The organism is Ectothiorhodosinus mongolicus (assembly GCF_022406875.1).
GTDB lineage: Bacteria > Pseudomonadota > Gammaproteobacteria > Ectothiorhodospirales > Ectothiorhodospiraceae > Ectothiorhodospira > Ectothiorhodospira mongolica.
In genome coordinates this window covers 473,987-499,815 of record NZ_CP023018.1, presented here as the reverse complement: position 1 = coordinate 499,815, position 25,829 = coordinate 473,987, and the positions used below count along the sequence as shown (strand labels likewise).

Genomic DNA, 25,829 nt, shown 5'->3' with positions numbered 1-25,829 from the left:
TGCTCAATTCATGCTGGGATCCAGCCAGCGAAGCTCCTGAATATTCAGGCTGATGCGTTGGCCGTTTCGGATTTCCTCAAGACGTACCGGGACGTAGTATTTGTCGATAGCAAACCATGTGCTGATGGTACGCTCGCGATCACTGTCATAGCGGGTGACAGGAACGGCTCGAAGAACCCCCAGGGGTGTGCGAATGGATTCCACTTCACCCACTGAGAAGTGATATTCCACGATTCGATTCAGATCGATTACGTTTAGGGAGAACTCTGCTTTTCCGCCTCTGGCGCGTTGACTCAGTGCCAGCTGCAATGCGGAACGGTCCACCAATTGCTCAGGTAGCGTCATTTCAAAGGCTTGACCACGGTGCTCGCCGCGGATGATGGCCGTATCCCAGTCCAGTTGCGCGGAACTGGACTCGCTCTCGTCGCTACTGGTGCGCTGGTGGGCAAAGTGCTCAACCCTCAGGCCCTGCGCACTCAGGCTTAATTCGCTGCGCTCCTCAATGCGGTCATCACGCAACAGGGAGAGCAGTCCCCGGGGTCGTAACTGGGTTAGGTAAGTGGCGCCTTGAGCGGTGGTTTCAAAGCGTACATCGGCCTGGATCGATAGGCCCATGCGGTGCGCTTGATATTGTGCCACATAGGGTGGGGGCAGTAGCGCAGGATCCAATAACTCAGCTTGGGTGTTAGGCAATATCCCCAGTGTCACGATGACTAGGGCGTAGGTTCTCCAGCAGCATAGGCGTTTCCAGAACTTGATCATCAATTTTTATCTTACCCTCGTGAACACTGAGTCTACCCTGACAAAACCATTGGATAACCAGAGGATAAACAATGTGCTCTTGGATCTGTACCCGCGCAGCTAGGGATTCTTCTGTGTCATTGGCCTTGATATTCACGCGCGCCTGAATGATGACGGGTCCTCCATCCAATTCAGCAGTCACAAAGTGGATGCTGCAGCCATGCCAGTCAGCGCCATCCTCGAGTGCGCGAGCGTGTGTGTGTAAGCCTCGATAGTCAGGCAGCAACGACGGATGAACGTTCAATAATCGCCCTTCGTAGTGACGCACAAACGCCGGGGTCAAAACGCGCATAAATCCAGCCAACACCACCAGGGCCGGCTGATGAGAATCGATTTCCTGCATCAGGGCCTGATCAAAAGCGGCGCGTTCAGTAAAGTCTTTGTGATCGATGACGCAGTGGGTAATGCCCGCCTGCGCTGCGCGCTGCAGTCCTTGCACCCCGGGTCGGTTGCTAATCACCGCACGAATATCAGCCTCGATCGCACGACTTTGCACCGCATCAATGATGGCTTGCAGATTGGAGCCTGAACCGGAGATGAGGACGACAATGCCGGTCTTCTGGCTCATCCGCGATACACGACTTTGGGTGCGCCAGTTTGCGCCTTGACCTCGCCGATATGCCAGCTCGAGATCCCATATTTCTCAAGGCATTTTTGGCTGGCAGCCAGTTCTGTTTGCGGCAGCACGATGATCATGCCGATACCACAATTGAAGGTGCGCAACATTTCATCGGTCGCGATATCGCCTGCTTTTTGTAACCAGGCAAATACCTCAGGTTGCTGCCAGCTGTTCCGTTGCACTTCGGCAATCATGTCTTGAGGCAAAACACGGGGGAGGTTTTCGGTAATGCCGCCCCCGGTAATGTGCGCCAGGGCATGAATCTGTGTTTGTTTGAGTAATGTCAGCAGAGGTTTGATGTAGAGGCGGGTAGGCGCCATCAAGGCATCCGCAAGGCTTTGGTCGCCACAGGCGCTATTAAGATCGGTAGGGTGGGCTGCTAGAACGTGGCGGATCAATGAGTAGCCATTGGAATGCGGGCCCGTGGAGGCTAGACCTAATAGCGCATCGCCTGGGCGGACGCGCAAGCCATCAATAATCGCGCTTTTCTCGACCAGCCCGACCGCAAAGCCAGCTAGATCATATTCGCCCGTGGCGTACATGCCCGGCATTTCCGCAGTCTCGCCGCCCACCAAGGCGCAGCCGGCTTCGAGACAGCCATCGGCAATCCCTTTTACGACAGAGGTGGCTGTTTCCACATCGAGGTGGCCGGTGGCAAAATAATCGAGAAAAAACAACGGCTCGGCGCCTTGCACAACAATATCGTTGACACACATGCCAACTAAGTCGATGCCAATGGTGTCGTGGCGCCCCAATTCTTGGGCTAATTTGAGTTTAGTCCCGACGCCATCGGTGCCCGAAACCAGTACGGGCTGTTGATATTGATCCCAGGGCAACTCAAACAAAGCACCGAAACCGCCCAAACCTTGAAGAACCCCAGGGCGCAGGGTGCGTTTGGCATGCGGCTTGATACGCTCAACCAAAGTATTGCCCGCATCAATACTGACTCCAGCATCGGCATAACGCAGGCCGGAGGGCGGGTGAGAAGTGTCTTGGGCCATGCTGGTGATTTTTCCTAGGTTGAGCGCACAGGGTGACTGCGCAAATATGATATTTTAACGTTTGTTGCTTCCCAAGCCTAATTGTCAAATTATGAGATTGCTTAGCGCCCGTTTGTTGATGCTCATTCTGGTGATGTTAGCCCTGCTGGCAACACCGGCGGCGGCTGCCAGTATCAGTCTGGAGCGGCTCGGAGAGGCCATGGTCGCCGTGCCTGATCGTGATCGTGGGACGCGCCAACGGGCGTTTTCAGAGGCTCTACAGGAAGTCGTCGTCAAAATGACCGGCGACCGAGCATGGCGAAGCGATCCAAGACTCGAAGAGTTACTGCGTCAGGCGCCTCAATGGGTGCGTCAGTATCGCTATCAAGAATCCGCCGAAGGCACTTCAGAGCTGTGGGTGAGATTTGATGCTGCTGCCATTGAGCGCAACCTGGTGGATCTTGGGTTGCCACTGTGGCAGCGCGATCGTCCGAATTTGTTGATTTGGCTGGCGATACAGCAGGACAACGAGCGGCGCATGGCGCACACGGTGGATGATCTAGAGTGGTGGCGTGCGATTGAATCTTGGGCCAATGCCCGCGGCATACTGTTAATCGAACCCTTGTGGGATCTTGAGGATCAATCGCGCATCAGTGCAGCCGATATCCTCTTGGGTTTTGAAGAGGGGGTGCTGAATGCCTCGGCACGCTACGAACCGGATGCGGTGGCCCTGGTTCGCGTGCAGCAGCGCTCAGGAGGTTTTTCTGCCCGTTGGCAGTTGCATGGTTCTGTACACAGTGGCGTATGGGAAGCTGAGGCCGAAGAAGCCAAGCAGGCGCTGCAACAGGCATTTGAGTCGATGGTGGATGGCATCGGCCGAGTGATGGCGACGGCGGGGTTAGCTCATGCGCAGAATTCTGTGGAGATCAATATTACCGATATCCATTCTTTGTCAGACTACCACCGAGTTCGTAACTATCTCTCCGAATTGGCACCCGTGCAACGGGTTCAAACCCACATTCTGGGATCCGATTCGGTGATTTTTTGGGTGCAGCTGCGCGGCGACAGTCGCGAGTTGGCCCGAGCCACCCGGTTGGGCAATGTGTTGACGCCCAGCGCTGAATCTGAACTGACGTTTCGTTTGCTGCCGTGAACTTCAGACAGATTCCCAACACCATTACCCTAGCGAGAATCGCGCTTAGCGTGCCGATCGTGCTGTCATTGTTGGGCGAAGAGTATGCACTAGTTTTGTTGCTGCTGCTGCTGGCTGGATTGTCCGATGGGCTGGATGGGTGGCTGGTTAGGCGATATGGCTGGTATACCCGATTGGGTGGCTATCTAGATCCCTTGGCCGACAAGATCTTGGTGCTGAGCACTTATCTCACTGTTGCCTACATCGGCTTAATCCCGTGGTGGTTGGTGCTGTTGGTCATGGGGCGCGAGGTGGTCATCGTCGGTGGCGCCCTATTGTTTCGCTTATTGACGCGCAGTCTGGAGATGCAGCCACTGTTCATCAGTAAGGTCAATACATTCGCGCAGATTGTTTTGGTGTTGTCGGTGATCATCGATGCCGGCGCGATTATAGTGATCCCTGTGGCCTACTTAGAGGCTTTGTTCCTGGTGGTAGCGGGGACGACTATCGGCAGTGGACTGGCGTACATGATTGCCTGGGGCCGTAAGGCCTGGCAGCATGGCCGCGTGGCTTCTTAATTCAAGCGCATGCAGCAGCTCACTCTGGATCTGGGCCTTCGCAGCAGCGCCCGCTTTGACAGCTTTGAAGTCGGCAATAATGGCCTAGCGTTGAATGCCATCCAAACCCTGATCAGCGGCCAAGGCGAGTCGCCGATTTATATCTATGGCGAAAGTGCTACGGGCAAAACCCATTTGCTGCAAGCCGCTTGTCATGCCATGGCTGAGACCGGTGAGCCCGTAGCCTATTTGCCCCTGGATCTGATTGCGAGCGAGGGACCCGCGATCTTGACGGGATGGCAGGATCACCGACTGCTGGCCATCGATGCGCTAGACGTGCTGGTTGGTCATCGGGAAATGGAACAGGCGCTTTTTCACCTGATGAATGAACTTCGGGCGCGGGATGCCTATGTGTTGTTGGCAGCCAGGCAAGGACCCAAAGCGCTGGGGGTGGGTTTGGCTGACCTAGAGTCGCGACTGGCTTGGGGATTGGTGATACAACTTCAGCCGCTGGCCGATGAGGAGTGCCTTACAGTCTTGGTCCGCGAGGCAAAAAACCGCGGTTTTGATCTTCCCCAGCCGGCAGCGCAATACCTTTTGAACCATTGTCGACGCGACCTACGCTCTTTGATGCAGGTGCTGGATGGCTTGGATGCGGCATCGCTTGAGGATAAACGCCGCGTTAGTTTGCCTTTTGTTCGGGATTGGTTGCAGCGTTAGCCAGTTGTTTGCCGCGCGCAAAGCCCAAAGCCCCGGTGAACAGCATCAAGCTTAACAGGGTGACTAGCAGTCCGCGCCACACATCTGAGCCATCTGCCATGAAGGCAATGCCTAATAAAACATAAGGCAGGGCCACCAGGCTGGCCCAGACATGGGCACGCACGCGCCCATGCAGGACGCCGCGCATCGGCAACATCAGGGGTAATGCCAAGATGAGTAAGATAACCGCTCTGGGGAACTCAGCCGGTGGCGCCCACCATAGGGTGCTTACAAAGAGCGCCGAAAATAAGCCGAACAGGCCTACCAGACATAAGACCCTCCAGTGCTGCAGGCTCATGAGTGCAATTTCCGAGCAGTTTCCCCAAGCCGCCGCCCCAGAGCTCTGGCCAAGACTTTTTCTTCTTCGCTGAGGGCTTGCTCGCCTTGGTTGCCAGCAACATGACTGGCGCCATAGGGCGTGCCCCCTGAGCGGGTCGCAGAGAGCGCAGATTCACTGTAGGGCAGACCCAAAATCACCATGCCATGATGCATCAGGGGCAACATCATGCTCAGCAGGGTGGATTCCTGACCACCATGCAAGCTGGCGGTGGAAGTGAACACCCCCGCGGGTTTGCCAATCAATTGCCCGGAAAGCCAAAGGCCGCTGGTTTGATCGAGAAAATATTTCAGGGGTGCTGCCATATTCCCAAATCGTGTTGGGCTGCCGAGGGCCAGTGCATGGCATTGCGCCAGGTCTTCTAGTGAAGCATAGGGTGGCCCATCTTCGGGAATCTCGGATGCGGTGGCTTCGTTGACGGTGGAAACCGGGGGCACTGTGCGTAGGCTTGCTTGGCAACCAGGGATTTCCTCGACGCCGCGGGCCACTTGTTGTGCCAAGCGCGCAGTGGCTCCGTGTCGGCTGTAGAATAGGACCAGAACGCGTAGGACAGTGTCTTGGGTCATTTTAATTCCATTATTGGTTAGGTTTGTGCGCTAGGTTGCTGTTGCATTTGTGATTTTTATGATAAATACTTTCACTCCATGAGCCAGGCTGAAAACATAGGGCACCGAAGCAGGGTTATAAGGCGATTATTATACGGGGTGTCGCTCGCGCTTGTCGTGGTGGTTGGGACTGGCTGTGCGATGACTGCGCCAGCACAGGAGATGAGCGATGCACGTCAGGCCTTACAGGCAGCGGAGCAGGTTCAAGCACCGAGCTATGCGCGCGCCGTGTATGAGCGCGCGGAGCGATTGTTGCGTCAAGCCGAAGAACAACTTGAGGCGGGTGATTACTCAGAAGCGAGAAGGCTGGCTGCAGAATCCCGGGATTGGGCGATTCGTGCTCGTCAGGACGCTGAGGTTCGATAGCGTGTGGCCTTGGGCGCACGTCGATGCGCTTGCGAGCTCAAAGGATTTTCTTTACAATTTGGCTTAGTGATAATGGGCTTAAGCTCTCAAACTTTCTGGAGTTCTGACGTGATAACGAAGAAAAATTCCCTGTGGTTGACCGGTCTTGCTTCAGCAGCACTGCTTTCGGGTTGTGCCTCTGTCTCCGGCACCCCCGTTGGAACCGCTTACGTGGTTGATTCCAGCAATGAGTATGTCCGTGATGCGGCGGGTGACTGCGTGCGTACAGGTTATTGGAGTCGTGACCGCGCCAACGAGGTGTGTGACCCAGATTTGTTCGCTACCGCTCCCGCTCCCGCTCAGCCGGCCTCGGAGGCCAGCATGATGTACGAAGTACAGCGTGGCGATAGTCTCTGGAATATTTCCGCAAAGAGCTCAGTGTATGGTAATCCTTACCACTGGCCGTTGATCTATCGGGCCAATGCGGACCAAATCCGTGATGCCGATCTGATCTATCCCGGTCAGCGTCTACGTATTGAGTTGCGTCCTTCTGCGGCTGATGTCGATGCGGCGGTGCGTCATGCGCGCACCCGTGGTGCTTGGTCGCTGGGTCCGGTCGAAGCGACCGACTTGGAGTATCTGCGCCAGTACAACTTGACGCCCAAGCGGTAAGCGAAGCGTTTCAAGAAATGAAAAGGCCCGCTGAAAGCGGGCCTTTTTTTGCCCGACTGTCGAGTCAAAGAGGTCGATACGGCATGACACCGGCCTTCAAGTGGCCGATTAGTCTTGGGTCAGCTACACTGGGCTATGCTTTTCCGACTTAATTACTAGGTTATGACCATTGGCTATGAAAAAAATTGACATTACCAATATCAGTGACATTCGCAATCAGCTGAATCGCTACCGTAAAGGCAAAAAATTCGACATTCGCCAGTTCAATCAGGCCGCGCGTTTGGCTTGGTTGGGCAAACTGGTGATGCAGCCCTTAGATCCAGAGGATGAGACTTGCCGGTCATTTTTGGTCTATGCCGACTATCCGGATGCCTTGGCTACGGATATTCTCGATACCGATGAAGAGGTGATTGGACAGATGCATATCGTCGATGCTGAACAAAGCGAGGCGCTGATCAAGATTATGCGCATGGGGATGGAGGAGCGCGCCAAGCTCTATGAAGATTTGTCGCGCAGTGATTTTTATTTTCGCTACTTTTCCTGAGGCAATTGGGCATGGCTGAACCAACCATTGGCACCCGCTTGCAGCGCCGCTTTGTGGTCTTCACTTCGGACTCGGGTTTTGTTGCTGAGCTGGCTGACGTTGCTCCGCAACCTTGGGTTGGTCAGGCGGTTACGGATCTAGACGAGCTGGGAGAATGGAACGACGTACTGCTGTATCGCTTCATTCTCATGGATCTGGATGAGGAAGCGGCATTTGACCCATTGGAAATCATGCGCACACTGCGTATGGAGTATCAGATTAACGTGCCGGTGTTTTGCTTTGGGGGTGATGAAGAGCTACAAAACGATATGCGCTTAGCGCGCGCCGACCGATTTTTCAGCCGACGCGAGATGTTGCGCATGTTGCCTGAGTTTTGTGAGCGTTACGCCTGGGGCGAATAGGTCAGCTGACCTTGGGCTTAACCCACCCAGTCGTGCTCGACGGTATCTAGGCGCAGTTCCTGTGTGAATTGCTCGCCGTTACCTTCGATCGATAGGATTCCCACCCGGCTGCCGGCGGTGTCGAATGATACTTCGCAGTCAAAACGGCCGGGCAGAGTCACCGTTGTTTCGCCTCGGACCTCGCCATTGACGGTAAAGCGCGCTTTGGCAGGGCCAGTGCCCACCAGAAACGCCTGGATACGAAAAGATTTGCCAACGCTGCGCCGATAAACGTCTGGATCACGGTTTGCGTTGTATTGCAGGTTATTCAATTTGACCAGTCTTACCAGCGCCATCCTCTAATTCCTCACGGCCCGTCGGCTTGTTTTCACTTTGAATATACGGATATAACCATTGGTTAAAAAGCGAGTGTAGCAGATTTGTTAAAACAAACAGACCCACTTCTCATCCCCGGTTTTGCCACCCGTCAGGGCACGGAGCATTATGCGCAAGCGCTTGAAGAAAAGGGGCTTGTTGGTGGCGGGCATTTCTCGGAATTTCCGCGGGAGCATTTGAAGCTCTCCAGTATCGGTGCGGGTAGTTTCGGCGGAGAAGCCAGTGGCGCCGTAGATGCCTGTATCAGCGCCATCGTTGCCCAAGCCCTGCAAGCCGGTATCAATGTGATTGATACCGGGGCTCATTACCGCTATGGCCGATCGCTCGCGGCGGTAGGTGCGGGCGTGCGCACGGCCATTCAGGCGGGAGTCCCACGTGAGGCTATGTTCCTGATATCCAAAGGGGGTTTTTTAACGTTGCGTGGTGGTCCGCCCGAGGACATGACGCGCTGGTTTGATGCTGAGATTATCAGTCAGGGTCTGGGCACTCAGGAACAATTGGCCGGCGGTGTGCATCTGCTCAGCCCTGAATACATCCATTTCCAGCTGGAGCTGTCCCGCCACTTGATGGGTGTCGAGACTTTGGATGGGTTTTTGATTGATCAGCCTGAAGTGCAAATCGCTGAGCGCGGTAAAGAAGCCACCAACCGAATGCTAGAGCCGGTTTTTGAGGTTCTGGAACGTGCGGTGCAGGAAAACCGCTTGCGGTTTTATGGGATTAGCACCTTCGAAGGCTTTCGTGTTGAGACCGATGCGGAACAATTTCAATCTTTGACCTCAATGATTGGCTTAGCGGAACGGGCCGCTCAGTCGGTGACCGGCGAGCCTAATGCGCGGCATCATTTTCGTCTTGCCAGTTTGCCGTTTAATCAGGTGATGCTCGAGGGCTTTACCCGATTCAATACTGCAACAGGCAAAGGCAATGTGGCCTCGGCTCTGCAGGCAGCTTATCAGTTGCAAGTTTATATGCTGGCATCACATGGCATGCTCAAAGGTCATTTGGCCAAGCAGTCGGTAGACAGTGTCGAACGCGCCTTGCCTAATTTAAGTAACCCGGCACAGCGTTCTTTGCAATTCAACCGCAGCGCCCCGGGAGTGGGGACGGCTTTAGTGGGCATGAGCACACCGAACCATCTTGAGGATGTTTTGGTGGTAGCCAAGCGCTCCCCCATGGCTCGGCAAGCTTATCTCGCTTTGTTTCAAAAAGCCGAAGAATGATGAGGTTATTGCACGATGTGAATCCAAAGTCATGATGAAATTTGCAGCGCAACAAGATATGATCAAAAGTTTACCCAGTAGCGTGCTGAATCGCTTCGTCCTTTCGCGCGCGCTGAACACCCAAACCTAGAATTAGGAGAGCACACCCGTGGAAATCACCGGCGCCGAAATTTTTGTCCGTTGTCTCCAAGAAGAGGGCGTGGAGCTGGTATTCGGCTACCCGGGCGGTGCGGTATTGCACATTTATGACGCCATGTTCAAACAAGACAAAGTGGCGCATATTCTTGTACGCCATGAACAGGCCGCGGTGCATGCTGCAGAAGGCTATGCCAAGTCCACCAATAGGCCTGGTGTCGTGCTGGTAACCTCGGGTCCCGGTGCGACCAATGCCGTGACCGGCATCGCTGATGCCTACATGGACTCAGTGCCGCTGGTGGTGTTCTCTGGTCAGGTGCCCACGCCTTTGATTGGCAACGACGCTTTCCAGGAAGTGGATACCGTGGGTATTACCCGTCCCTGTGTGAAACACAATTTCTTGGTCAAAGATGTGAAAGACTTGGCGGAGACCGTCAAGAAGGCCTTCTATGTCGCGACTACGGGGCGCCCGGGGCCGGTGCTGGTGGATATTCCCAAGGATATCACCGCTGCCAAGTGCGAGTTTCACTATCCCAAGAGCGTGAAGATGCGCTCTTATAACCCCACGATTAAGGGTCACTCAGGTCAAATCCGTCGCGCAGTGGATCTGATTTTGGAAGCCAAGCAGCCCGTGCTTTACACCGGTGGCGGTGTGATCTTGGGTAATGGCTCCAAGTCGCTGACTGAACTGACGCGGATGTTGGGGTATCCCATCACCAATACACTCATGGGTTTGGGTGCCTATCCCTCGTCCGATAAGCAATTCATCGGCATGCTGGGTATGCATGGCACTTATGAAGCCAATATGTCGATGCATCATGCGGATGTACTGATCGCTATTGGCGCGCGTTTTGATGATCGCGTTACGGGTAATATCGAGAAATTCTGTCCCTATGCACGCATCGTGCATGTGGATGTGGACCCGGCGTCCATCTCTAAAAACGTCAAAGTCGACGTGCCTATCGTTGGTGAAGTAGATCAGGTACTTAAAGCCTTGATCAAGGAGCTCAAGAGTCGGGAGGAGAAACCCGATGCCGAGGCACTCACCAAGTGGTGGAAGCAAATCGATGAGTGGCGCGGTATGGATTGCCTTAAATTTGACCGCGGCAGCGAGATCATCAAGCCGCAATATGTCATTGAGACACTGCATCGGCTGACTAAGGGTGATGCTTATGTAACCTCGGATGTGGGGCAGCATCAGATGTGGGCTGCTCAGTTCTATGGTTTTGATAAGCCGCTGCGTTGGATTAATTCGGGCGGTCTTGGCACCATGGGTTTCGGCTTGCCATCAGCAATTGGGGTGCAGTTGGCGCATCCTGATGAGACTGTGGTGTGTGTCACTGGCGAGGCCAGTATCCAAATGTGTATTCAGGAGTTATCCACTGCCAAGCAATATCTCACGCCGATTAAGGTGGTAGCGTTGAATAACCGCTACATGGGTATGGTGCGTCAATGGCAGGAGTTCTTTTATCAGGGCCGCTATGCCATGTCTTACATGGATGCGTTGCCCGACTTTGTGCAAATCGCAGAGGCCTATGGCCATGTTGGCATGCGCATTGAAAAACCGGGTGACGTTGAAGGAGCCATTAAAGAAGCCCTGGCTATGAAAGATCGTCTGGTGTTTATGGACTTCATCACCGACCAGAACGAAAACGTTTACCCCATGATTCCTGCCGGTGCCGGCCAAAACGAAATGATTCTTCTGTAATTCCTATGCGACATATCATCTCAATCTTGATGGAAAACGAATCCGGCGCCCTATCTCGGGTAGCCGGCCTGTTCTCGGCTCGGGGCTATAATATTGAATCGCTGACCGTGGCGCCGACCGATGATCCCACTTTGTCACGTCTGACCTTAGTCACTTCGGGTTCAGACCAGGTTGTTGAGCAAATTACGAAACAGCTCAACAAGCTCATTGATGTGGTCAAACTGCTTGATCTGACAGAGTATCGACACATTGAGCGAGAGATTATGATGCTCAAGGTGCAAGTGCCCAGCGGCGAGCAGCGAGCCGACGTGATGCGGCTAGTAGATATTTTCCGCGGCAAAATTATTGATGTCAGTGGTGATGTCTACGTGGTGGAAATGACGGGTGACAGCCCAAAATTGGATGCCTTTGTGGACACCATGAGTGGTTATGAAGTGGTAGAAGTGGTGCGCTCCGGGGTGATGGGTATCGCCCGCGGCGATGTGGCTCTAAAGCTTTAATTTTTTATTAGAAAACCGACAAACTCGGGGAGTGATACATGCAGGTTTATTACGATAAAGATGCTGATCTTTCGATCATCAAGGGGTTGAAAGTCGCCATCATTGGTTATGGTTCTCAGGGGCACGCCCACGCCAATAATCTGAAAGATTCTGGTGTTGATGTCACCGTGGGACTGCGCGCGGGGTCATCTTCTGCCAAGAAAGCTGAAGAAGCAGGGCTGAAGGTCGCTGGTATTGAGGATGCAGTCAAAGGGGCTGATTTGGTGATGGTGCTGGCGCCCGATGAACACCAAGCCGATCTCTATGCTCAGCAGATTGAGCCCAACCTGAAAAAGGGTGGCACGTTGGCATTTGCGCACGGCTTTAATATCCATTTCGAACAAATCCAGCCGCGTGATGATGTGGATGTCATCATGGTGGCCCCCAAAGGCCCGGGTCATTTGGTGCGTTCCACCTACAAGCAGGGTGGTGGTGTGCCTAGCTTGATCGCTATTTACCAAGACGCCTCGGGTCGCGCCCGCGCAGTGGCCCTGTCTTATGCCTCGGCCAACGGCGGAGGTCGTGCGGGTATTATTGAAACCACCTTTAAAGATGAAACTGAGACCGATTTATTCGGTGAGCAGGCAGTGCTTTGTGGTGGTGCGACGGCTCTGGTGCAGGCCGGATTTGAAACCTTGGTCGAAGCAGGTTACCCGCCGGAGATGGCCTACTTTGAATGTCTGCATGAACTAAAGCTGATCGTCGACCTTATGTATGAAGGTGGCATCGCTGATATGCGCTACTCCATCTCCAATACCGCCGAGTATGGCGATATCACCCGAGGTCCGCGGGTCGTCACCGAGCAGACCAAGGTTGAGATGAAGAAGATTCTTCGTGAAATCCAAACAGGTCAGTTCGCCAAAGAGTTCATTCTCGAAAACAAAGCGGGAGCGGCAACCCTTAAGGCCAGCCGACGCCTTGCTCGCGAGCATGACATTGAGGTGGTCGGTAGCAAGCTTCGCGATATGATGCCTTGGATCAAAGCCAATAAGATGGTGGATAAGTCCAAAAACTGATGGACCATTCGCCTAACACCCGCCGGGGCATTTATCTACTGCCTAATTTGTTTACCACGGCGGCGTTGTTAGCGGGGTTTTACGCCATCATGGCGGCGGTAAATGAACAGTTTACCGCCGCTGCGGTGGCTGTTTTTGTGGCCATGGTGCTTGATGGCATTGATGGTCGACTGGCACGTCTTACCAACACCCAAACTGCTTTTGGCGCCGAATACGACTCCATGGCCGATATGGTCTCCTTCGGGGTGGCGCCCGCTATGGTGGTTTACCTTTGGGCGCTGACGGATACCGGCCAGGTGGGTTGGGTCGCGGCGTTTTTCTATACCGCTGCAGCCGCACTGCGGCTGGCGCGGTTTAATACCAAGGTGGGCGTGAGCGATAAGCGCTTTTTTCAAGGACTGCCCAGTCCATCATCTGCGGCGCTGATGGTGGGGATGGTTTGGGTGTTCCAGGATCTGGGGCTGCCTGCGGAAAACCTAGTTTATCTGGCTCTCGTCATTACCGTGCTTGCCGGGGCGGCAATGGTCAGCCATTTCACCTACTTCAGCTTCAAAGACATGGATTTTAAGCATCGCGTGCCATTTTTTGTCATGGTGGCGCTGGTGGCATTGTTGATGGTGATGGCCCTAGATCCGCCCAAAATCTTGTGGGCGGGCTTTTTGCTTTATGCTTTGTCGGGCCCAGCTTGGGCGGCTGTGCGTTGGTACCGCAAGCGTCAGCTGCGTTGACGGCAAAGGCCGGTACAGATACACTTGCCGGCCTGTGCGTTGCGGGGTATAGCGCAGTCTGGTAGCGCGCCTGCTTTGGGAGCAGGATGTCGGGGGTTCGAATCCCTCTACCCCGACCAGCTTGAACTGCTGCGCCCGTAGCTCAACTGGATAGAGCATCGGCCTTCTAAGCCGAGGGTTGCAGGTTCGAGTCCTGCCGGGCGCGCCATTAAGTGGTTGTTGTGTCAGTGGTGGCCGTAGCTCAGATGGTAGAGTCCCGGATTGTGATTCCGGTTGTCGCGGGTTCGAGTCCCGTCGGCCACCCCATTTGTTGGAAAATCTGATGAGTTTGGGCCGTTAGCTCAATTGGTAGAGCAGTGGACTCTTAATCCATTGGTTGTAGGTTCGATTCCTACACGGCCCACCATTCGCCACTGACGGAGGATGCTTGTGTGAAGATTGATGCCTCGGTAAATGTTCTTGGCACGGAACTCAAACCCTGTTCTCTGGATCCTCTCACTGGTTTTTTGCGTAATGGTGCTTGCGATACCTGTGCCGAAGATGCCGGCAGTCATACTGTGTGTTCACAGATGACGGAAGAGTTTTTGGCGTTTTCTTTGTATGTCGGCAATGATCTTTCTACGCCCCGGCCGGAATTTGGGTTTCCCGGTTTAAAGCCCGGTGACTGGTGGTGTTTGTGTGCCATGCGTTTTCTCCAGGCCCATGACGAAGGGGTAGCGCCGAAAGTACAGTTAGGCTCTACCCATCAAAAAGCCCTGGAGATCGTGCCTCTGGACGTGTTGAAGACCCATGCGGTTGACCTGGATTGACACGGAGGCCTAAGCGCGTACAATTCGCTCTTCGGTATCTTAGGCGCGTAGCTCAGCTGGTTAGAGCACCACCTTGACATGGTGGGGGTCGTTGGTTCGAGTCCAATCGCGCCTACCAAAATCATCAGAGCCCGCTTTCGCGGGCTTTTTTGTGCCTGTATACTGCGCGACTCGGGTAGCAGCATGCACGACCCGGCGGAAGTGGCGGAATTGGTAGACGCGCTGGGTTTAGATCCCAGTGGGGCAACCCGTGAGAGTTCGAGTCTCTCCTTTCGCACCAAACTATTTTATGAGCAAAGGGTTTTTCATTCATGCAAGTATCTGTTGAATCTGTTGGCAACCTGCAGCGCAAAATGACCGTGCAGGTTCCTGCCGAGCGCATCCAGACTGAAGTGGACAAACGACTGCGCTCATTGGTTAAGCGTGTGCGCATTGATGGCTTTCGCCCGGGCAAAGTGCCCTTCAAGGTTGTTGAGAAGCGCTACGGTGAAGGCGTCTATCAAGAGGTCTTGGGTGATGTGTTGCAATCTTCCTATCAGGAAGCGTTGATCAAAGAAAAAATCGTCCCTGCTGGCGCGCCAGAAATTGACACCAAGAGCGTGGAGTCCGGTCAGCCTTTGGAGTATGTAGCCACCTTTGAAGTCTTCCCGGAAGTCAAGTTGGGCAAGATGGGCGATATCAAGGTCAAGAAACCCAAAGTCAGCATTGCTGCCGAAGACGTTGATAAGGTGATTGAGTCACTGCGCAAACAGCGCCGTGAGTGGGCCGACGTTGAGCGCAAGGCCGCTGATGGCGATCAAATTGTCGTCGATTTCGTGGGTCGCGTGGATGGCGAAGTATTTGAAGGCGGTAGCGCCGAAGATGCTGCGATTGAATTAGGTGCGGGTCGCATGATTCCTGGCTTTGAGGAGCAGCTCAAGGGTCTGGCGGCGGGCGCTGAGAAAACCATCAAGGTGGACTTCCCAGAGGAATATCCCGCGAAGCACTTAGCTGGCAAAGCTGCGGAGTTCGATATTACGGTAAAAAAAGTACAAGAGCCCAGTCTGCCCGAGGTGAATGCTGCCTTTGCCAAGGCTTTTGGTGTTGAAAAAGGCGGCGTGAAAAAATTGCGTGAGGAAGTCAAAGCCAATATGGAACGCGAGCTTGGGCAGACCATCAAAACGCGGGTCAAAGATCAGGTGATGGATGCGCTGTACGATACGCATTCCTTAGACGTGCCTCAAAGCGTCGTCAAAGAGGAAATCAATCGCCTGCGTGAGCAGGTGGAAGCGCGTTTTGGGGGCGGGCAGGGCAGTGCTCAGCTGCCGGGTGAACATTTTGAGAAAGAAGCGCAGCGGCGTGTGGTTCTAGGTTTGGTGATTCGTGAGATCATTCGCAGTGCCAAGATCAAGCCGGACACCAAGCGTATTGATGCCGAGCTGCAGGCTATGGCGGCCGGCTATGAGCACCCGGAGCAAGTCATTGCTTACTACCGAGGCAATCAAGAAGCCATGAGCGGGCTTGAATCCGTCGTTTTAGAGCAGCAGGTGGTAGACTGGGTGGTGGATCAGTGCAAACTTACTGAAGAAACCATGAGTTTTGAAGCCCTGATGAACCCCTCTGAGCAGGAGCAAGCCTAATGAATGTGATGGACAGCAAGGGTGCATTGGATGCCCAGGCACTTAACCTCGTTCCCATGGTGGTTGAGCAAACCTCACGTGGCGAACGAGCCTATGACATCTATTCGCGTCTGCTCAAAGAGCGTGTCATTTTTGCTGTGGGTCCAGTTGAGGATTACATGGCCAATGTGATTGTGGCGCAGTTGTTGTTTCTTGAGTCCGAGAATCCCGACAAAGACATCAGCCTCTACATTAACTCACCTGGCGGTGTGGTGACGGCGGGCATGGCGATATATGACACCATGCAGTTCATCAAACCGGATGTCAGCACCCTATGTATTGGTCAGGCGGCCAGCATGGGCGCTGTACTTTTGGCTGGTGGGGCCAAGGGCAAGCGTTACTGTCTGCCGCACTCACGCGTCATGATTCATCAGCCTCTGGGCGGCTTCCAAGGCCAGGCCACGGATATCGATATTCATGCCCGCGAAATCCTCAAAATTCGCGACCAGCTCAACGGTATTTTATCGCACCATACAGGTCAGCCCATTGAGCGCATCGCCGAAGATACCGATCGCGATCGTTTTTTGGGTGCCCAAGAGGCGCGTGAGTATGGCCTCATTGACCAGGTATTAGAGAGTCGTACCGCCCTGGCAAAGAAATAAACCTTCTTATTTTTCAGGTCTTTGCGTGATTAAGCCTGAGTGCTTGCATCTTATTCGGAAAAGCGGCAAGGTGTGGTTTAGGCACTTTATTGAGAAGCGTTAATGAGCGACGAACAGGATAAGGATCCCGAGAGCGGTAAGCTGCTCTATTGTTCCTTCTGCGGCAAGAGTCAGCACGAGGTGCGTAAGCTCATCGCTGGGCCCTCGGTGTTCATCTGTGACGAATGTGTCGAGCTATGTAATGACATTATTCGCGAAGAGATGCAGGAACAGGCCGCCACTGATGGTAAGAAGCTGCCTAGCCCGCGGGAGATTAATCAGATTCTCGATGAGTATGTGATTGGTCAGGAACGCGCTAAAAAAGTGCTCTCCGTCGCCGTGTACAACCACTATAAGCGCCTCGAAGCCCGCACCGGTAAAGACGATGTGGAGTTGGCCAAGAGTAATATCTTGCTGATCGGTCCTACCGGTTCAGGAAAAACGTTACTCGCAGAGACTCTGGCGCGGCTACTCAATGTCCCGTTCACCATTGCCGATGCGACGACGCTAACCGAAGCCGGCTATGTCGGTGAGGATGTCGAAAACATCATTCAAAAGCTGTTACAAAAATGCGATTACGATGTGGAGAAGGCGCAAACGGGCATCGTCTACATTGATGAGATCGATAAGATCTCGCGCAAATCCGACAATCCCTCAATCACTCGAGATGTCTCTGGGGAGGGTGTGCAGCAGGCCTTGTTGAAGCTCATCGAGGGCACGGTTGCCTCGGTACCGCCACAAGGGGGACGCAAACACCCTCAGCAAGAGTTCCTACAAGTCGATACACGCAACATTTTGTTTATTGTGGGCGGCGCTTTTGCCGGACTTGAGCGTGTCATTCGAGACCGAACGGAGAAGGGTGGGATTGGCTTCTCAGCTGAAGTGAAGGCTAAAGACGACTCAAAAATCGATCCTAACTTGTTGTTTATTGTCGAGCCCGAAGATTTGGTGAAGTTTGGCCTGATTCCTGAATTTGTGGGTCGTTTGCCATTGATCGCTACCCTCGAAGAATTGGACGCAGACGCACTCATTCGTATTCTTACCGAGCCGCGCAATGCCCTGACCAAACAGTATCGGAAACTGTTTGACATGGAAGGTGTGGAAATAGAGTTTCGTGAGGATGCGCTGCGTGCGGTAGCCCGCAAAGCCATGGAGCGTAAGACCGGAGCTCGGGGTCTGCGCACGATCCTGGAGCAGGTATTGCTGGATAGTATGTATGAGATCCCGTCCATGGAAAACGTCTCGAAAGTCGTGATCGATGAGGCAGTGATCCTGGGTGATGCTAAGCCCTATCTGATCTACGAGAACTCTGACTACCAGAAAGCAGCGTCGGATTAGTCCCGTTCTTCAGTGGGCTGGGTCTCACAGCCTTGAATTATTCCGAATCGCGCCCAATAAACTTGGGTAAGCCTTCCATCGAGAGTTCGAGCATGCCAGATAAGCCCCAGCTTCCCGCATCAGCCGCCCAAGAGCCGATGCGCCACGTCCCAGTACTGCCGCTGCGCGATGTGGTTGTCTATCCACACATGGTGATTCCGTTATTCGTAGGGCGCGAGAAATCGATTCGGGCGCTGGACGCGGCGATGACCGGCAACAAACAAATTCTCTTGGTGGCGCAAAAGAGCGCCGATGAGGATGAGCCTTCGATTGATGCGATTTATCGCACCGGTACACTCTCGACTGTCCTTCAGTTGCTGAAGTTGCCAGATGGCACTATTAAGGTATTGGTGGAGGGTGTAGAGCGCGCCCGGGTGGTGGAATTGACTGATGCGGATGTGCATTTCTCGGCTCAGGTGATGGTGAGCCCTCAGCCACCGGCCGGTGATGAACGGGAAATGGAAGTTCTGTGTCGCTCCGTCATGAGTCTGTTTGAGCAGTACGTCAAACTCAACAAGAAAATTCCTCCTGAGATTCTGACCTCGCTGGCGGGTATCGACGATGCGGCTCGATTGGCCGATACCATCGCTGCTCATATGGCGCTCAAACTTGAGGAAAAACAAAAGATTCTTGAGATTGATGACGTTCAGGCGCGCTTGGAACACATCATGTCCCTAATTGAGGGTGAGATTGATTTGTTGCAAATCGAAAAGCGCATTCGTGGCCGCGTGAAGCAACAAATGGAGAAAAGTCAGCGCGAGTACTATCTCAATGAGCAGATGAAGGCCATCCAAAAAGAATTGGGAGACATGGATGATGTCCCCAACGAAATAGAAGAGCTGCAGCGGCGTATTGATACCGCGGGCATGCCTAAGGAAGCTTTGCAGAAAGCTCAAAATGAGCTCAACAAGCTGAAAATGATGTCACCCATGTCCGCAGAAGCCACGGTGGTGCGCAATTATGTGGAATGGTTGGCCAATGTCCCCTGGAAAAAACGCAGCAAAGTGCGCATTGATATTGCCGAGGCGCAGGATGTACTTGATCAGGACCATTATGGTCTGGAGAAAGTTAAAGAACGCATCCTTGAATATCTTGCGGTGCAACAGCGAGTGCGTAAGTTGAAAGGTCCGATTCTGTGCTTGGTGGGTCCGCCGGGTGTGGGTAAAACCTCCCTGGGGCGTTCGATTGCCCGTGCTACCAACCGAAAATTCACACGTATGTCCCTAGGTGGTGTGCGTGATGAGGCTGAGATTCGGGGGCATCGGCGCACCTACATCGGCGCTTTGCCGGGCAAGATCATCCAAAATATGTCGCGAGTGGGTACGCGTAACCCTCTGTTCTTGCTTGATGAAATTGACAAGATGGCGATGGATTTTCGCGGTGATCCCGCATCGGCACTGCTCGAGGTTTTGGATCCGGAGCAAAACAGCAGCTTCGCCGATCATTACCTCGAAGTGGACTATGACCTTTCCGATACGATGTTCGTGGCGACGGCCAATAGCATGAACATTCCCGGTCCGTTGCTCGATCGTATGGAAGTTATTCGCATTCCCGGCTACACCGAGGATGAGAAAGCCAGTATTGCTGTCAACTATCTAATTCCCAAACAGATTCAGGCCAATGGGCTGAAAGCCAATGAGCTCTCGATGAGCGAGGCCGCGATTCGGGATGTGGTGCGTTATTACACCCGGGAGGCGGGTGTGCGTAATTTAGAGCGCGAGATTTCTAAGATCTGTCGCAAAGTGGTCAAGGGGCATTTGCTCAAAGGCACAGAACACAAAACCTCCGTGACGCCACGTAATCTTGATAAGTATTTGGGAGTGCGCCGGTTTCGCTATGGTATTGCTGAGGAGCGTGACCAGATTGGCCAGGTCACCGGTCTAGCGTGGACGGAAGTGGGTGGTGAGCTTTTGACCATTGAGTCTGCTGTGGTTCCGGGCAAAGGTAAATTTACCCATACCGGTAAGCTGGGTGATGTTATGCAGGAATCCATTCAAGCGGCTCTCACCGTGGTGCGCAGTCGCGCCAGTACACTGGGTATTGCTGAGGACTTCCACGAGAAAAAAGACATCCATGTGCATGTGCCTGAGGGCGCTACACCCAAGGATGGCCCAAGTGCCGGCATCGGCATGTGCACCGCGATTGTCTCGGCTTTAGCAGAGATTCCCGTGCGTTCTGATGTTGCCATGACCGGTGAGATCACGCTGCGTGGAGAGGTTTTGCCGATCGGTGGATTAAAGGAAAAGCTTTTGGCAGCGCATCGGGGCGGGATTACGACCGTCATCATTCCCCAAGAAAATGAAAAAGATTTGGTGGATATTCCGAAAAACATTAAAAGTCAGTTGGATATTCGTCCCGTGCGCTGGATCGATGAAGTCCTGGCGATTGCTCTCAAGGAACAACCGCAACATACTGAAAGCGAAGAAGTTGCTAAGCCGGTATCGAGCAAAACCACTCGGCGTGCCAGTTCTCGGCGTATTCCTCATCATTAAGTAGTCGCAAAAAAGTTCGTTGACACCCGGGAAAAGCGCTTGGTATAACGGTTTTGCTTTTCCGGTCGGGAAGGCCGAAGATAATAATTCTGCGACCTCACTTGGCCGCATTGGGGAAACATGATTTAGTGAATTCGCCAAATCGTGATACCTGGCTTTGTTGTCGCGTACCCACCAATTAACTTGAAAAAAGGTAGACAAAATGAATAAATCTGAACTGGTAGATGCTGTTGCACAATCCGCTGACCTGTCCAAAGCTGCCGCTGGCCGTGCAGTCGACGCGGTTATTTCCAGCATCTCTGGAGCGCTGGCCAAAGGCGACCAAGTAACCGTGGTTGGCTTTGGTACCTTCTTGGTCCGCAAGCGCGAAGCCCGTTCCGGCCGTAATCCCCGTACCGGCGCCACCATCAATATCGCCGCATCCAAAGTACCCAGCTTTAAGGCTGGCAAAGCACTTAAGGATGCCGTAAAATAATCGGCTTTGCGGGTGCTTAGCTCAGTTGGTAGAGCGTCGCCCTTACAAGGCGAATGTCGGCGGTTCGAACCCGTCAGCACCCACCAAGCCCATGCAGTTTTGGAGCGGTAGTTCAGTTGGTTAGAATACCGGCCTGTCACGCCGGGGGTCGCGGGTTCGAGTCCCGTCCGCTCCGCCAATTTTCAAGGGTGTCTTAGGGCACCCTTTTTTGTGATCAACGCCCATGCTGCAATCGATACGTGATAAAGCCTCAGGATGGCTGGCATATGCCGTCATCATCATGATTTCCATCCCGTTCGCGCTTTGGGGTGTGGCCGAGTATTTCGGTGGGGGCGCCCGCCTGGTGGCCATTGAGGTCAATGATACGGAAATTACCAGTCGAGCCGTGCAGCGTGAGATTCAACAACAACGCCAGCAACTGGCCGAGTTCTTCGGTGGACAAATTCCCAGCAGCTTAGTCGACGAAGAGTCCTTGCGCGAGCAGGCCATCGAGGTACTGATCCGTCGTGAATTGGTGCGTCAAACCAGTCAGGAGCGCGGTTACCGAGTCAGCGATAGCCTTGTGGCGCGCGAATTAGGGGCTATCCCCGCCTTTCAAACCAATGGGCGTTTTGATCGAGAGCGCTATGTGCGCCTGCTAGAAGCGCAGCGTATTGGCAGGGGGGAGTTTGAAGCCGATATTGCTTTAAGCCTGCGCATGGGCCAGTTTGAGTCGGGCCTGCGTGACACGAGTTTGGTGATGGAGACCGAGGCGCTGGATTACCTGCGTTTGTTGTCCGAAGAGCGCCGCCTCAGTGCTTTGCGTATCTCCGCTGAGGACTATGCTCGTGATATCCGCATCGATCCTGCTCGGGTTGAGGCGTTTTATCAGGATAATCTGGAGCGTTTTCAAACACCGCTGCGTCTCCAGCTGGAATACGTGATGTTGGATTTCCAGACATTGGCTGAGACCATTAATATTTCCGATGCAGAAATCGAGCGTTTCTACCGACAGAGTCTGGATCGTTATACCTCGCCTGAGGAGCGTCGCGGCGCACAGATTTTGATTCGTGTCGACATCAATGCCAGCGACTCTGAGGCCGCAGCGGCCCGTGAGCGTGCCCAAGCAGCGCGCAGTCGCGTGTTGGCAGGGGAGAGCTTTGCAGCCGTCGCTGCTGATGTTTCAGAGGACCAATTTACCGCTGCGGATGGTGGCGATTTGGGCCTGCTGCAACGGGGCGACCTAGGTGCCGCTTTGGATGGGGTTTTATTCACGATGAGTGCGGCAGAAGTCAGCAACCCGGTGCGTACCCGTGAAGGCTTCCATGTGCTCAAACTGACAGCGATCCAGGCCGCCATTTCTCAGCCTCTTGATGAGGTGCGTGATGAAGTGCGTCAGGAATTGTTAGATCGTCAGGTGGAAACCCGTCAGATTCAATTAACCGAACAATTGATTAACGCCAGCTTTGAAAATCCCGGCAGCCTGCAACCCGCCGCCGCCGCTACTGGTTTGGCATTACAGCGCTCGGATTGGATAACGGCTGATACTGGAAGCGGTATTGGGGCCGTCAATGTCGTGCGCCGCGCCGCATTTTCCGATCGCTTGTTACGTGAAGGACGCAATAGCGATTTATTAGAACTGAATGACGGTCGGGCATTGGTGGTGCGCGTGGCCGAAGTGGAAGAAGCGCGGGCTCGTCCCTTAGCCGAAGTCGCTGCTGAAGCTGAGGCGCTTCTGCGCGCAGAAGAAGCGTCGAGCTTGGCACGTGAAGCCGGCGCTCAAGCGCTCAGCCAGCTGCAGGCAGGGCAGACTTTTGCGGCTACTGTTCGCGGCCTTCCCGGGGATTCTTGGAGCGATATCCAATTACGCCGCGATGATGAACGCTTGCCAGCAGAGTTACTGCAGGCAGCTTTTGCCCTGCCAGCGCCTATGGCTGAGCAACCCAGTATGCGCGGTCTTAGCCTGGATAACGGCGACTATGCGCTGGTTGTATTGCATGAAGTGATCGACGCTGAAGCTGATGCGGCTTCGTTGCAAGCAGCGCGCGAGCAGTTGATCAGTGTCCGGCGTATGTTGGAGTTCGAGGCGGCGCTGCAATCGCTGCAGGACGCCGCCAAAGTCCGAATCTTCCGGGACAACCTTTGAGCTTAGACCTCAGCTGGTCCCAAGCCCAGAGTGCTGTATCCAGAATCGACGTAGCTGATCTCAGCGGTGATCCCGGAAGCTAAGTCTGAGCATAGGAAAGCCGCCGCGTTGCCCACTTGTTCGATGGTCACATTGCGACGCAAAGGCGCGTTCTTTTCCACATGATCGAGAATCTTGCGGAAATCTCCAATGCCGGCGGCCGCTAGAGTGCGTATCGGCCCGGCTGAGATGCCATTGACGCGAATACCTTCTGGACCCAAAGCATAAGCCAAGTAGCGCACGTTGGCCTCGAGACTGGCTTTGGCCAAACCCATGAGGTTGTAGCTTGGCATTGAACGCACCGCGCCCAGGTAGGACAGGGTGAGAATCGCTGCATCACGTCCGGTCATCATGGGTCGAGCCGCTTTGGCCAGAGCCGTCAGGCTATAACTGCTGATCTCATGCGCGGTATTAAAGGCCTCGCGGGATATACCGTCGAGAAAATCACCCTCTAAGGCTTCTTTGGGCGCAAAGGCCACGGAATGTACCAGGCCCTCAAGCCCGTCCCATTGCTGGGATAGCGCATCGAACACGCTTTGAATTTCGGCATCACTGCTGACATCACAGGGCAAAACGATATTGGAGTTGAACTCAGCAGCCATTTTTTCAACGCGCTCACGCAGGCGCTCGTTTTGATAGGTAAAAGCCAGTTCAGCACCCTCACGGGCCATCGCCTGGGCGATGCCGTAGGCGATGGAACGATTGCTGGCCACACCGACAATCAAAACTCGCTTGCCACTCATAAAACCCATTGCACTTACTCCTGTCCAAGGTCCTGTGGACCTGATATTGATGTTATGCGTACATTCTAACGCGAATCTTGTATCTTTGCGGCTAAAGCCCATGCTTTGAGAAATCACAATGGACAAGCGTTACCACAGTAAGGATTTTGTCATCCTGGGCCTGTTGCTGGCCTTGGGGCTGGGCTTGTTGCTGCTCATGTATCAGGTTGATCGTCAGTGGCAGCGCATGAGCGAGATGCAAAGAGCCATGCAAGAACAGGCCGAGGATATGCGGCGGATGCGCTCGGCGGTGCAGGGTTTAGATTCGCGTTTGCGCGCTGGCGTGGTCTTGGACGGGCAGGGAAGTCAGGAGCGAGACGCGATCCCGTCAGCTTTTCAGCGAGCCTTTGCCGCCGCTGAGCAGGCCGATTATGCCTCGGGGGATTGGTTAGTCAGAGCCTTTCCCACGGGCCTGGCGACCCTGACGCCGCTGGTGTCCTCTGATGCCTATTCTAGTGAGGTTCAGTCTTATGTGCTCGAGCCTTTGCTGATTCGCGACCCGGATACGTTAGAGTGGCAGGGTCTTTTGGCGCAGGATTGGTCATTCAGTGAAGACGGTATGACTATCCGCTTCACCCTGCGCGAGGGTGTCGAGTTCTCAGACGGTGAGCCTTTGACCAGTGATGATGTGGTCTTCACCTATGAATTCATCATGAACGAGGCCATCGCCGCCCCGCGAGCGCGCGCCTACCTGGAAAAGCTGGAGTCGGTGATTGCTATTGATCAGCGCACCGTGGATTTTGTGTTCTCTGAGCCCTATTTCAATAGCCTGTCATTGGCTGGTGGCCTGCAGGTCCTAGCACGCCATTTTTATGAGCCTTTTTTAGAAGATCCGCGCAGTTTTAATCAAAGCCGCGGTCTACTCATGGGCACAGGCCCCTATCGCCTGGCTGATCCTCGCGGTTGGACACCGGATTTGGGGATGGTTGAATTGCAGCGCAATCCTCGTTATTGGGGCCCGGTCGATCCGCCCTTTGATCGGCTGTTGTGGCGGGTCATTGAAAACGACAGTGCGCGTTTGACGACTTTTCGCAATGGGGAGTTGGATATTTATGCGGCCCGCCCCAGAGAATATCAGCAGTTGCGTGATGATGAACGACTGGCTGCGCGTACCCAACGCTTTGAGTATATGAGTCCCACTGCGGGGTATAGCTATATCGGTTGGAACCAACAGCGCAATGATCAGCCCACCCTCTTTGCTGATCCCAAGGTGCGCCGAGCCATGGCTTATTTGACGGATACCGATCGCATCATTGATGAAATTATGTTGGGTTATGCCGAGCCGGCGGTTAGCCCGTTTAATCCGCGTAGTCCCCAGCACGACGCCAGCATCACGCCCTATCCGTTTGATGTAGCCAAAGCTCAGGCGCTATTGGCTGAGGCTGGCTTTGCCGATCGCAATGGCGACGGGATTTTGCAGGGTCCCGACGGTCAGCAATTCGAGTTTGATTTGGTGTTTTTCCAAGACAATGAAGACACCCGTCGCATGGTGCTATTTCTGCGCGATTTGTATGCCCGCGCCGGTATTGTCATGCGCCCCCGGCCGACGGAATGGTCGGTGATGTTGGATTTACTCAACCGCAAGGATTTTGATGCGATCACTCTGGGCTGGACCAGCGGTGTGGAAACGGATGTCTATCAGATGTTTCATTCCAGTCAGCGGGTCGCTGGCGGGGATAATTTTATTCACTATGGCAATCCTGAACTGGATGCTTTGATCGAGTTGGCACGCTCCACGGTTGATGATGAAGAGCGTATGCCGATCTGGCATCAGGTAGAGCGGATTTTGCATGAAGAGCAGCCTTATACGTTTCTCATGCGACGCATGACCCTGGCTTTTGTGGATCAGCGCCTGAGTAATCTCCAACAAACCCGATTGGGACTGAACCTCTCAGCCATTCCTCTGGAGGTTTATGTTCCTGCCGAGCAGCAGCGCTACTCGCGCTAGATCCATTAAGCGC

The 25,829-nt window shown here is 54.0% G+C and carries 27 protein-coding genes and 8 tRNA genes; 28 read left to right on the top strand and 7 right to left on the bottom strand.

What is annotated here, in order from left to right; genetic code table 11:
* Nucleotides 1-3 precede the first annotated feature (3 nt).
* Genes CKX93_RS02025 through purM form a run of 3 tightly spaced genes read right to left on the bottom strand, consistent with a single transcriptional unit; the run spans nt 4 to nt 2,421 of the window.
* Nucleotides 4-762, bottom strand: coding sequence for a DUF3108 domain-containing protein (locus CKX93_RS02025; RefSeq protein WP_084178599.1), 759 nt, complete (start codon nt 760-762; stop codon nt 4-6).
* Entirely contained in the window at nt 686-1,369 is a 684-nt protein-coding gene (gene purN, locus CKX93_RS02020; RefSeq protein WP_076754767.1) for a phosphoribosylglycinamide formyltransferase, read from the bottom strand. Before purN ends, CKX93_RS02025 begins: the two co-directional genes overlap by 77 nt.
* Nucleotides 1,366-2,421: a phosphoribosylformylglycinamidine cyclo-ligase gene (gene purM, locus CKX93_RS02015; protein ID WP_076754765.1), complete on the bottom strand. Its 1,056-nt coding sequence runs from the start codon at nt 2,419-2,421 to the stop codon at nt 1,366-1,368. The genes purN and purM overlap by 4 nt, the downstream gene beginning before the upstream one ends.
* A 91-nt stretch (nt 2,422-2,512) precedes the next feature.
* Here purM and CKX93_RS02010 point away from each other — a divergent pair, with 91 nt between their 5' ends.
* Genes CKX93_RS02010 through hda form a run of 3 tightly spaced genes read left to right on the top strand, consistent with a single transcriptional unit; the run spans nt 2,513 to nt 4,809 of the window.
* The gene (locus tag CKX93_RS02010) at nt 2,513-3,553 is read left to right on the top strand and encodes a DUF2066 domain-containing protein (protein ID WP_143339905.1); all 1,041 of its coding nucleotides are present in this window, start codon (nt 2,513-2,515) and stop codon (nt 3,551-3,553) included.
* Nucleotides 3,550-4,110 (top strand): CDP-alcohol phosphatidyltransferase family protein, encoded by a 561-nt coding sequence (locus tag CKX93_RS02005; RefSeq protein ID WP_076754761.1) that lies wholly within the window; start codon nt 3,550-3,552, stop codon nt 4,108-4,110. The genes CKX93_RS02010 and CKX93_RS02005 overlap by 4 nt, the downstream gene beginning before the upstream one ends.
* A gap of 9 nt (nt 4,111-4,119) precedes the next feature.
* The gene (gene hda / locus CKX93_RS02000; protein ID WP_076754760.1) at nt 4,120-4,809 is read left to right on the top strand and encodes a DnaA regulatory inactivator Hda; all 690 of its coding nucleotides are present in this window, start codon (nt 4,120-4,122) and stop codon (nt 4,807-4,809) included.
* On the opposite strand, the gene CKX93_RS01995 is transcribed toward hda, so the two are convergent.
* Nucleotides 4,772-5,146 (bottom strand): DUF2069 domain-containing protein, encoded by a 375-nt coding sequence (locus CKX93_RS01995; RefSeq protein WP_076754758.1) that lies wholly within the window; start codon nt 5,144-5,146, stop codon nt 4,772-4,774. The genes hda and CKX93_RS01995 overlap by 38 nt on opposite strands.
* Nucleotides 5,143-5,751 (bottom strand): NAD(P)H:quinone oxidoreductase, encoded by a 609-nt coding sequence (gene wrbA / locus CKX93_RS01990; protein ID WP_076754756.1) that lies wholly within the window; start codon nt 5,749-5,751, stop codon nt 5,143-5,145. The genes CKX93_RS01995 and wrbA overlap by 4 nt, the downstream gene beginning before the upstream one ends.
* Before the next feature lie 180 nt (nt 5,752-5,931).
* Here wrbA and CKX93_RS01985 point away from each other — a divergent pair, with 180 nt between their 5' ends.
* The 4 genes from CKX93_RS01985 (at nt 5,932) to CKX93_RS01970 (ending at nt 7,752) form a co-directional block, all read left to right on the top strand.
* Nucleotides 5,932-6,156 (top strand): DUF4398 domain-containing protein, encoded by a 225-nt coding sequence (locus CKX93_RS01985; protein ID WP_234982777.1) that lies wholly within the window; start codon nt 5,932-5,934, stop codon nt 6,154-6,156.
* Nucleotides 6,157-6,264: 108 nt separating this feature from the next.
* Complete coding sequence (locus CKX93_RS01980; RefSeq protein WP_234982776.1) at nt 6,265-6,807, top strand: LysM peptidoglycan-binding domain-containing protein; 543 nt, start codon at nt 6,265-6,267, stop codon at nt 6,805-6,807.
* A gap of 175 nt (nt 6,808-6,982) precedes the next feature.
* Entirely contained in the window at nt 6,983-7,351 is a 369-nt protein-coding gene (locus CKX93_RS01975) for a hypothetical protein (RefSeq protein ID WP_076754753.1), read from the top strand.
* A gap of 11 nt (nt 7,352-7,362) precedes the next feature.
* The gene (locus tag CKX93_RS01970) at nt 7,363-7,752 is read left to right on the top strand and encodes a hypothetical protein (RefSeq protein ID WP_076754751.1); all 390 of its coding nucleotides are present in this window, start codon (nt 7,363-7,365) and stop codon (nt 7,750-7,752) included.
* A gap of 17 nt (nt 7,753-7,769) precedes the next feature.
* On the opposite strand, the gene CKX93_RS01965 is transcribed toward CKX93_RS01970, so the two are convergent.
* Nucleotides 7,770-8,087, bottom strand: coding sequence for a hypothetical protein (locus CKX93_RS01965; protein WP_076754750.1), 318 nt, complete (start codon nt 8,085-8,087; stop codon nt 7,770-7,772).
* Between the two features lie 84 nt (nt 8,088-8,171).
* Here CKX93_RS01965 and CKX93_RS01960 point away from each other — a divergent pair, with 84 nt between their 5' ends.
* The 20 genes from CKX93_RS01960 to CKX93_RS01865 all read left to right on the top strand — a co-directional run bounded on the left by CKX93_RS01960 (nt 8,172) and on the right by CKX93_RS01865 (nt 23,047).
* Nucleotides 8,172-9,344 carry an aldo/keto reductase gene (locus CKX93_RS01960; protein ID WP_076754748.1) on the top strand — a complete coding sequence of 391 codons (1,173 nt, stop codon included), beginning with the start codon at nt 8,172-8,174 and terminating at the stop codon, nt 9,342-9,344.
* 148 nt (nt 9,345-9,492) lie between these two features.
* A complete protein-coding gene (locus CKX93_RS01955) occupies nt 9,493-11,187 on the top strand; it encodes an acetolactate synthase 3 large subunit (protein WP_076754746.1) in 1,695 nt (564 codons plus the stop codon).
* A gap of 5 nt (nt 11,188-11,192) precedes the next feature.
* Nucleotides 11,193-11,687 carry an acetolactate synthase small subunit gene (gene ilvN / locus CKX93_RS01950; protein ID WP_076754745.1) on the top strand — a complete coding sequence of 165 codons (495 nt, stop codon included), beginning with the start codon at nt 11,193-11,195 and terminating at the stop codon, nt 11,685-11,687.
* A 38-nt stretch (nt 11,688-11,725) separates the two neighbouring features.
* Nucleotides 11,726-12,742: a ketol-acid reductoisomerase gene (ilvC, locus tag CKX93_RS01945; protein WP_076754743.1), complete on the top strand. Its 1,017-nt coding sequence runs from the start codon at nt 11,726-11,728 to the stop codon at nt 12,740-12,742.
* A complete protein-coding gene (gene pssA, locus CKX93_RS01940) occupies nt 12,742-13,470 on the top strand; it encodes a CDP-diacylglycerol--serine O-phosphatidyltransferase (protein ID WP_076754741.1) in 729 nt (242 codons plus the stop codon). The genes ilvC and pssA overlap by 1 nt, the downstream gene beginning before the upstream one ends.
* Before the next feature lie 42 nt (nt 13,471-13,512).
* Nucleotides 13,513-13,589, top strand: a tRNA-Pro gene (locus tag CKX93_RS01935).
* Between the two features lie 12 nt (nt 13,590-13,601).
* Nucleotides 13,602-13,678, top strand: a tRNA-Arg gene (locus tag CKX93_RS01930).
* Nucleotides 13,679-13,700: 22 nt separating this feature from the next.
* Nucleotides 13,701-13,776 (top strand) — tRNA-His (locus tag CKX93_RS01925).
* 24 nt (nt 13,777-13,800) lie between these two features.
* Nucleotides 13,801-13,876: transfer RNA gene (locus tag CKX93_RS01920), tRNA-Lys, on the top strand.
* Between the two features lie 31 nt (nt 13,877-13,907).
* On the top strand, nt 13,908-14,279 hold the full coding sequence (locus tag CKX93_RS01915; protein ID WP_420828611.1) for a DUF2237 family protein: 372 nt from the start codon (nt 13,908-13,910) through the stop codon (nt 14,277-14,279).
* A gap of 41 nt (nt 14,280-14,320) precedes the next feature.
* Nucleotides 14,321-14,397, top strand: a tRNA-Val gene (locus tag CKX93_RS01910).
* Nucleotides 14,398-14,474: 77 nt separating this feature from the next.
* Nucleotides 14,475-14,559, top strand: a tRNA-Leu gene (locus CKX93_RS01905).
* A 31-nt stretch (nt 14,560-14,590) separates the two neighbouring features.
* Nucleotides 14,591-15,898, top strand: coding sequence for a trigger factor (gene tig / locus CKX93_RS01900; protein ID WP_076754738.1), 1,308 nt, complete (start codon nt 14,591-14,593; stop codon nt 15,896-15,898).
* Complete coding sequence (gene clpP, locus CKX93_RS01895; RefSeq protein WP_076754736.1) at nt 15,898-16,539, top strand: ATP-dependent Clp endopeptidase proteolytic subunit ClpP; 642 nt, start codon at nt 15,898-15,900, stop codon at nt 16,537-16,539. Before tig ends, clpP begins: the two co-directional genes overlap by 1 nt.
* Before the next feature lie 102 nt (nt 16,540-16,641).
* The gene (gene clpX, locus CKX93_RS01890) at nt 16,642-17,916 is read left to right on the top strand and encodes an ATP-dependent Clp protease ATP-binding subunit ClpX (RefSeq protein ID WP_076754734.1); all 1,275 of its coding nucleotides are present in this window, start codon (nt 16,642-16,644) and stop codon (nt 17,914-17,916) included.
* Between the two features lie 92 nt (nt 17,917-18,008).
* Nucleotides 18,009-20,447 carry an endopeptidase La gene (gene lon, locus CKX93_RS01885; protein WP_076754732.1) on the top strand — a complete coding sequence of 813 codons (2,439 nt, stop codon included), beginning with the start codon at nt 18,009-18,011 and terminating at the stop codon, nt 20,445-20,447.
* A 202-nt stretch (nt 20,448-20,649) separates the two neighbouring features.
* Nucleotides 20,650-20,922, top strand: coding sequence for an HU family DNA-binding protein (locus CKX93_RS01880; RefSeq protein ID WP_076754730.1), 273 nt, complete (start codon nt 20,650-20,652; stop codon nt 20,920-20,922).
* Nucleotides 20,923-20,932: 10 nt separating this feature from the next.
* A tRNA-Val gene (locus tag CKX93_RS01875) sits at nt 20,933-21,008 on the top strand.
* 15 nt (nt 21,009-21,023) lie between these two features.
* Nucleotides 21,024-21,100 (top strand) — tRNA-Asp (locus CKX93_RS01870).
* 45 nt (nt 21,101-21,145) lie between these two features.
* A complete protein-coding gene (locus CKX93_RS01865) occupies nt 21,146-23,047 on the top strand; it encodes a SurA N-terminal domain-containing protein (protein ID WP_076754729.1) in 1,902 nt (633 codons plus the stop codon).
* 2 nt (nt 23,048-23,049) lie between these two features.
* Here the strand turns inward: CKX93_RS01865 and CKX93_RS01860 are convergent, their stop codons facing one another.
* Nucleotides 23,050-23,838 (bottom strand): enoyl-ACP reductase FabI, encoded by a 789-nt coding sequence (locus CKX93_RS01860; protein ID WP_076754727.1) that lies wholly within the window; start codon nt 23,836-23,838, stop codon nt 23,050-23,052.
* Between the two features lie 109 nt (nt 23,839-23,947).
* Between CKX93_RS01860 and CKX93_RS01855 the strand changes: the two genes are divergently transcribed.
* The gene (locus CKX93_RS01855) at nt 23,948-25,816 is read left to right on the top strand and encodes a peptide-binding protein (protein WP_076754725.1); all 1,869 of its coding nucleotides are present in this window, start codon (nt 23,948-23,950) and stop codon (nt 25,814-25,816) included.
* The last annotated feature ends 13 nt before the right edge of the window (nt 25,817-25,829 follow it).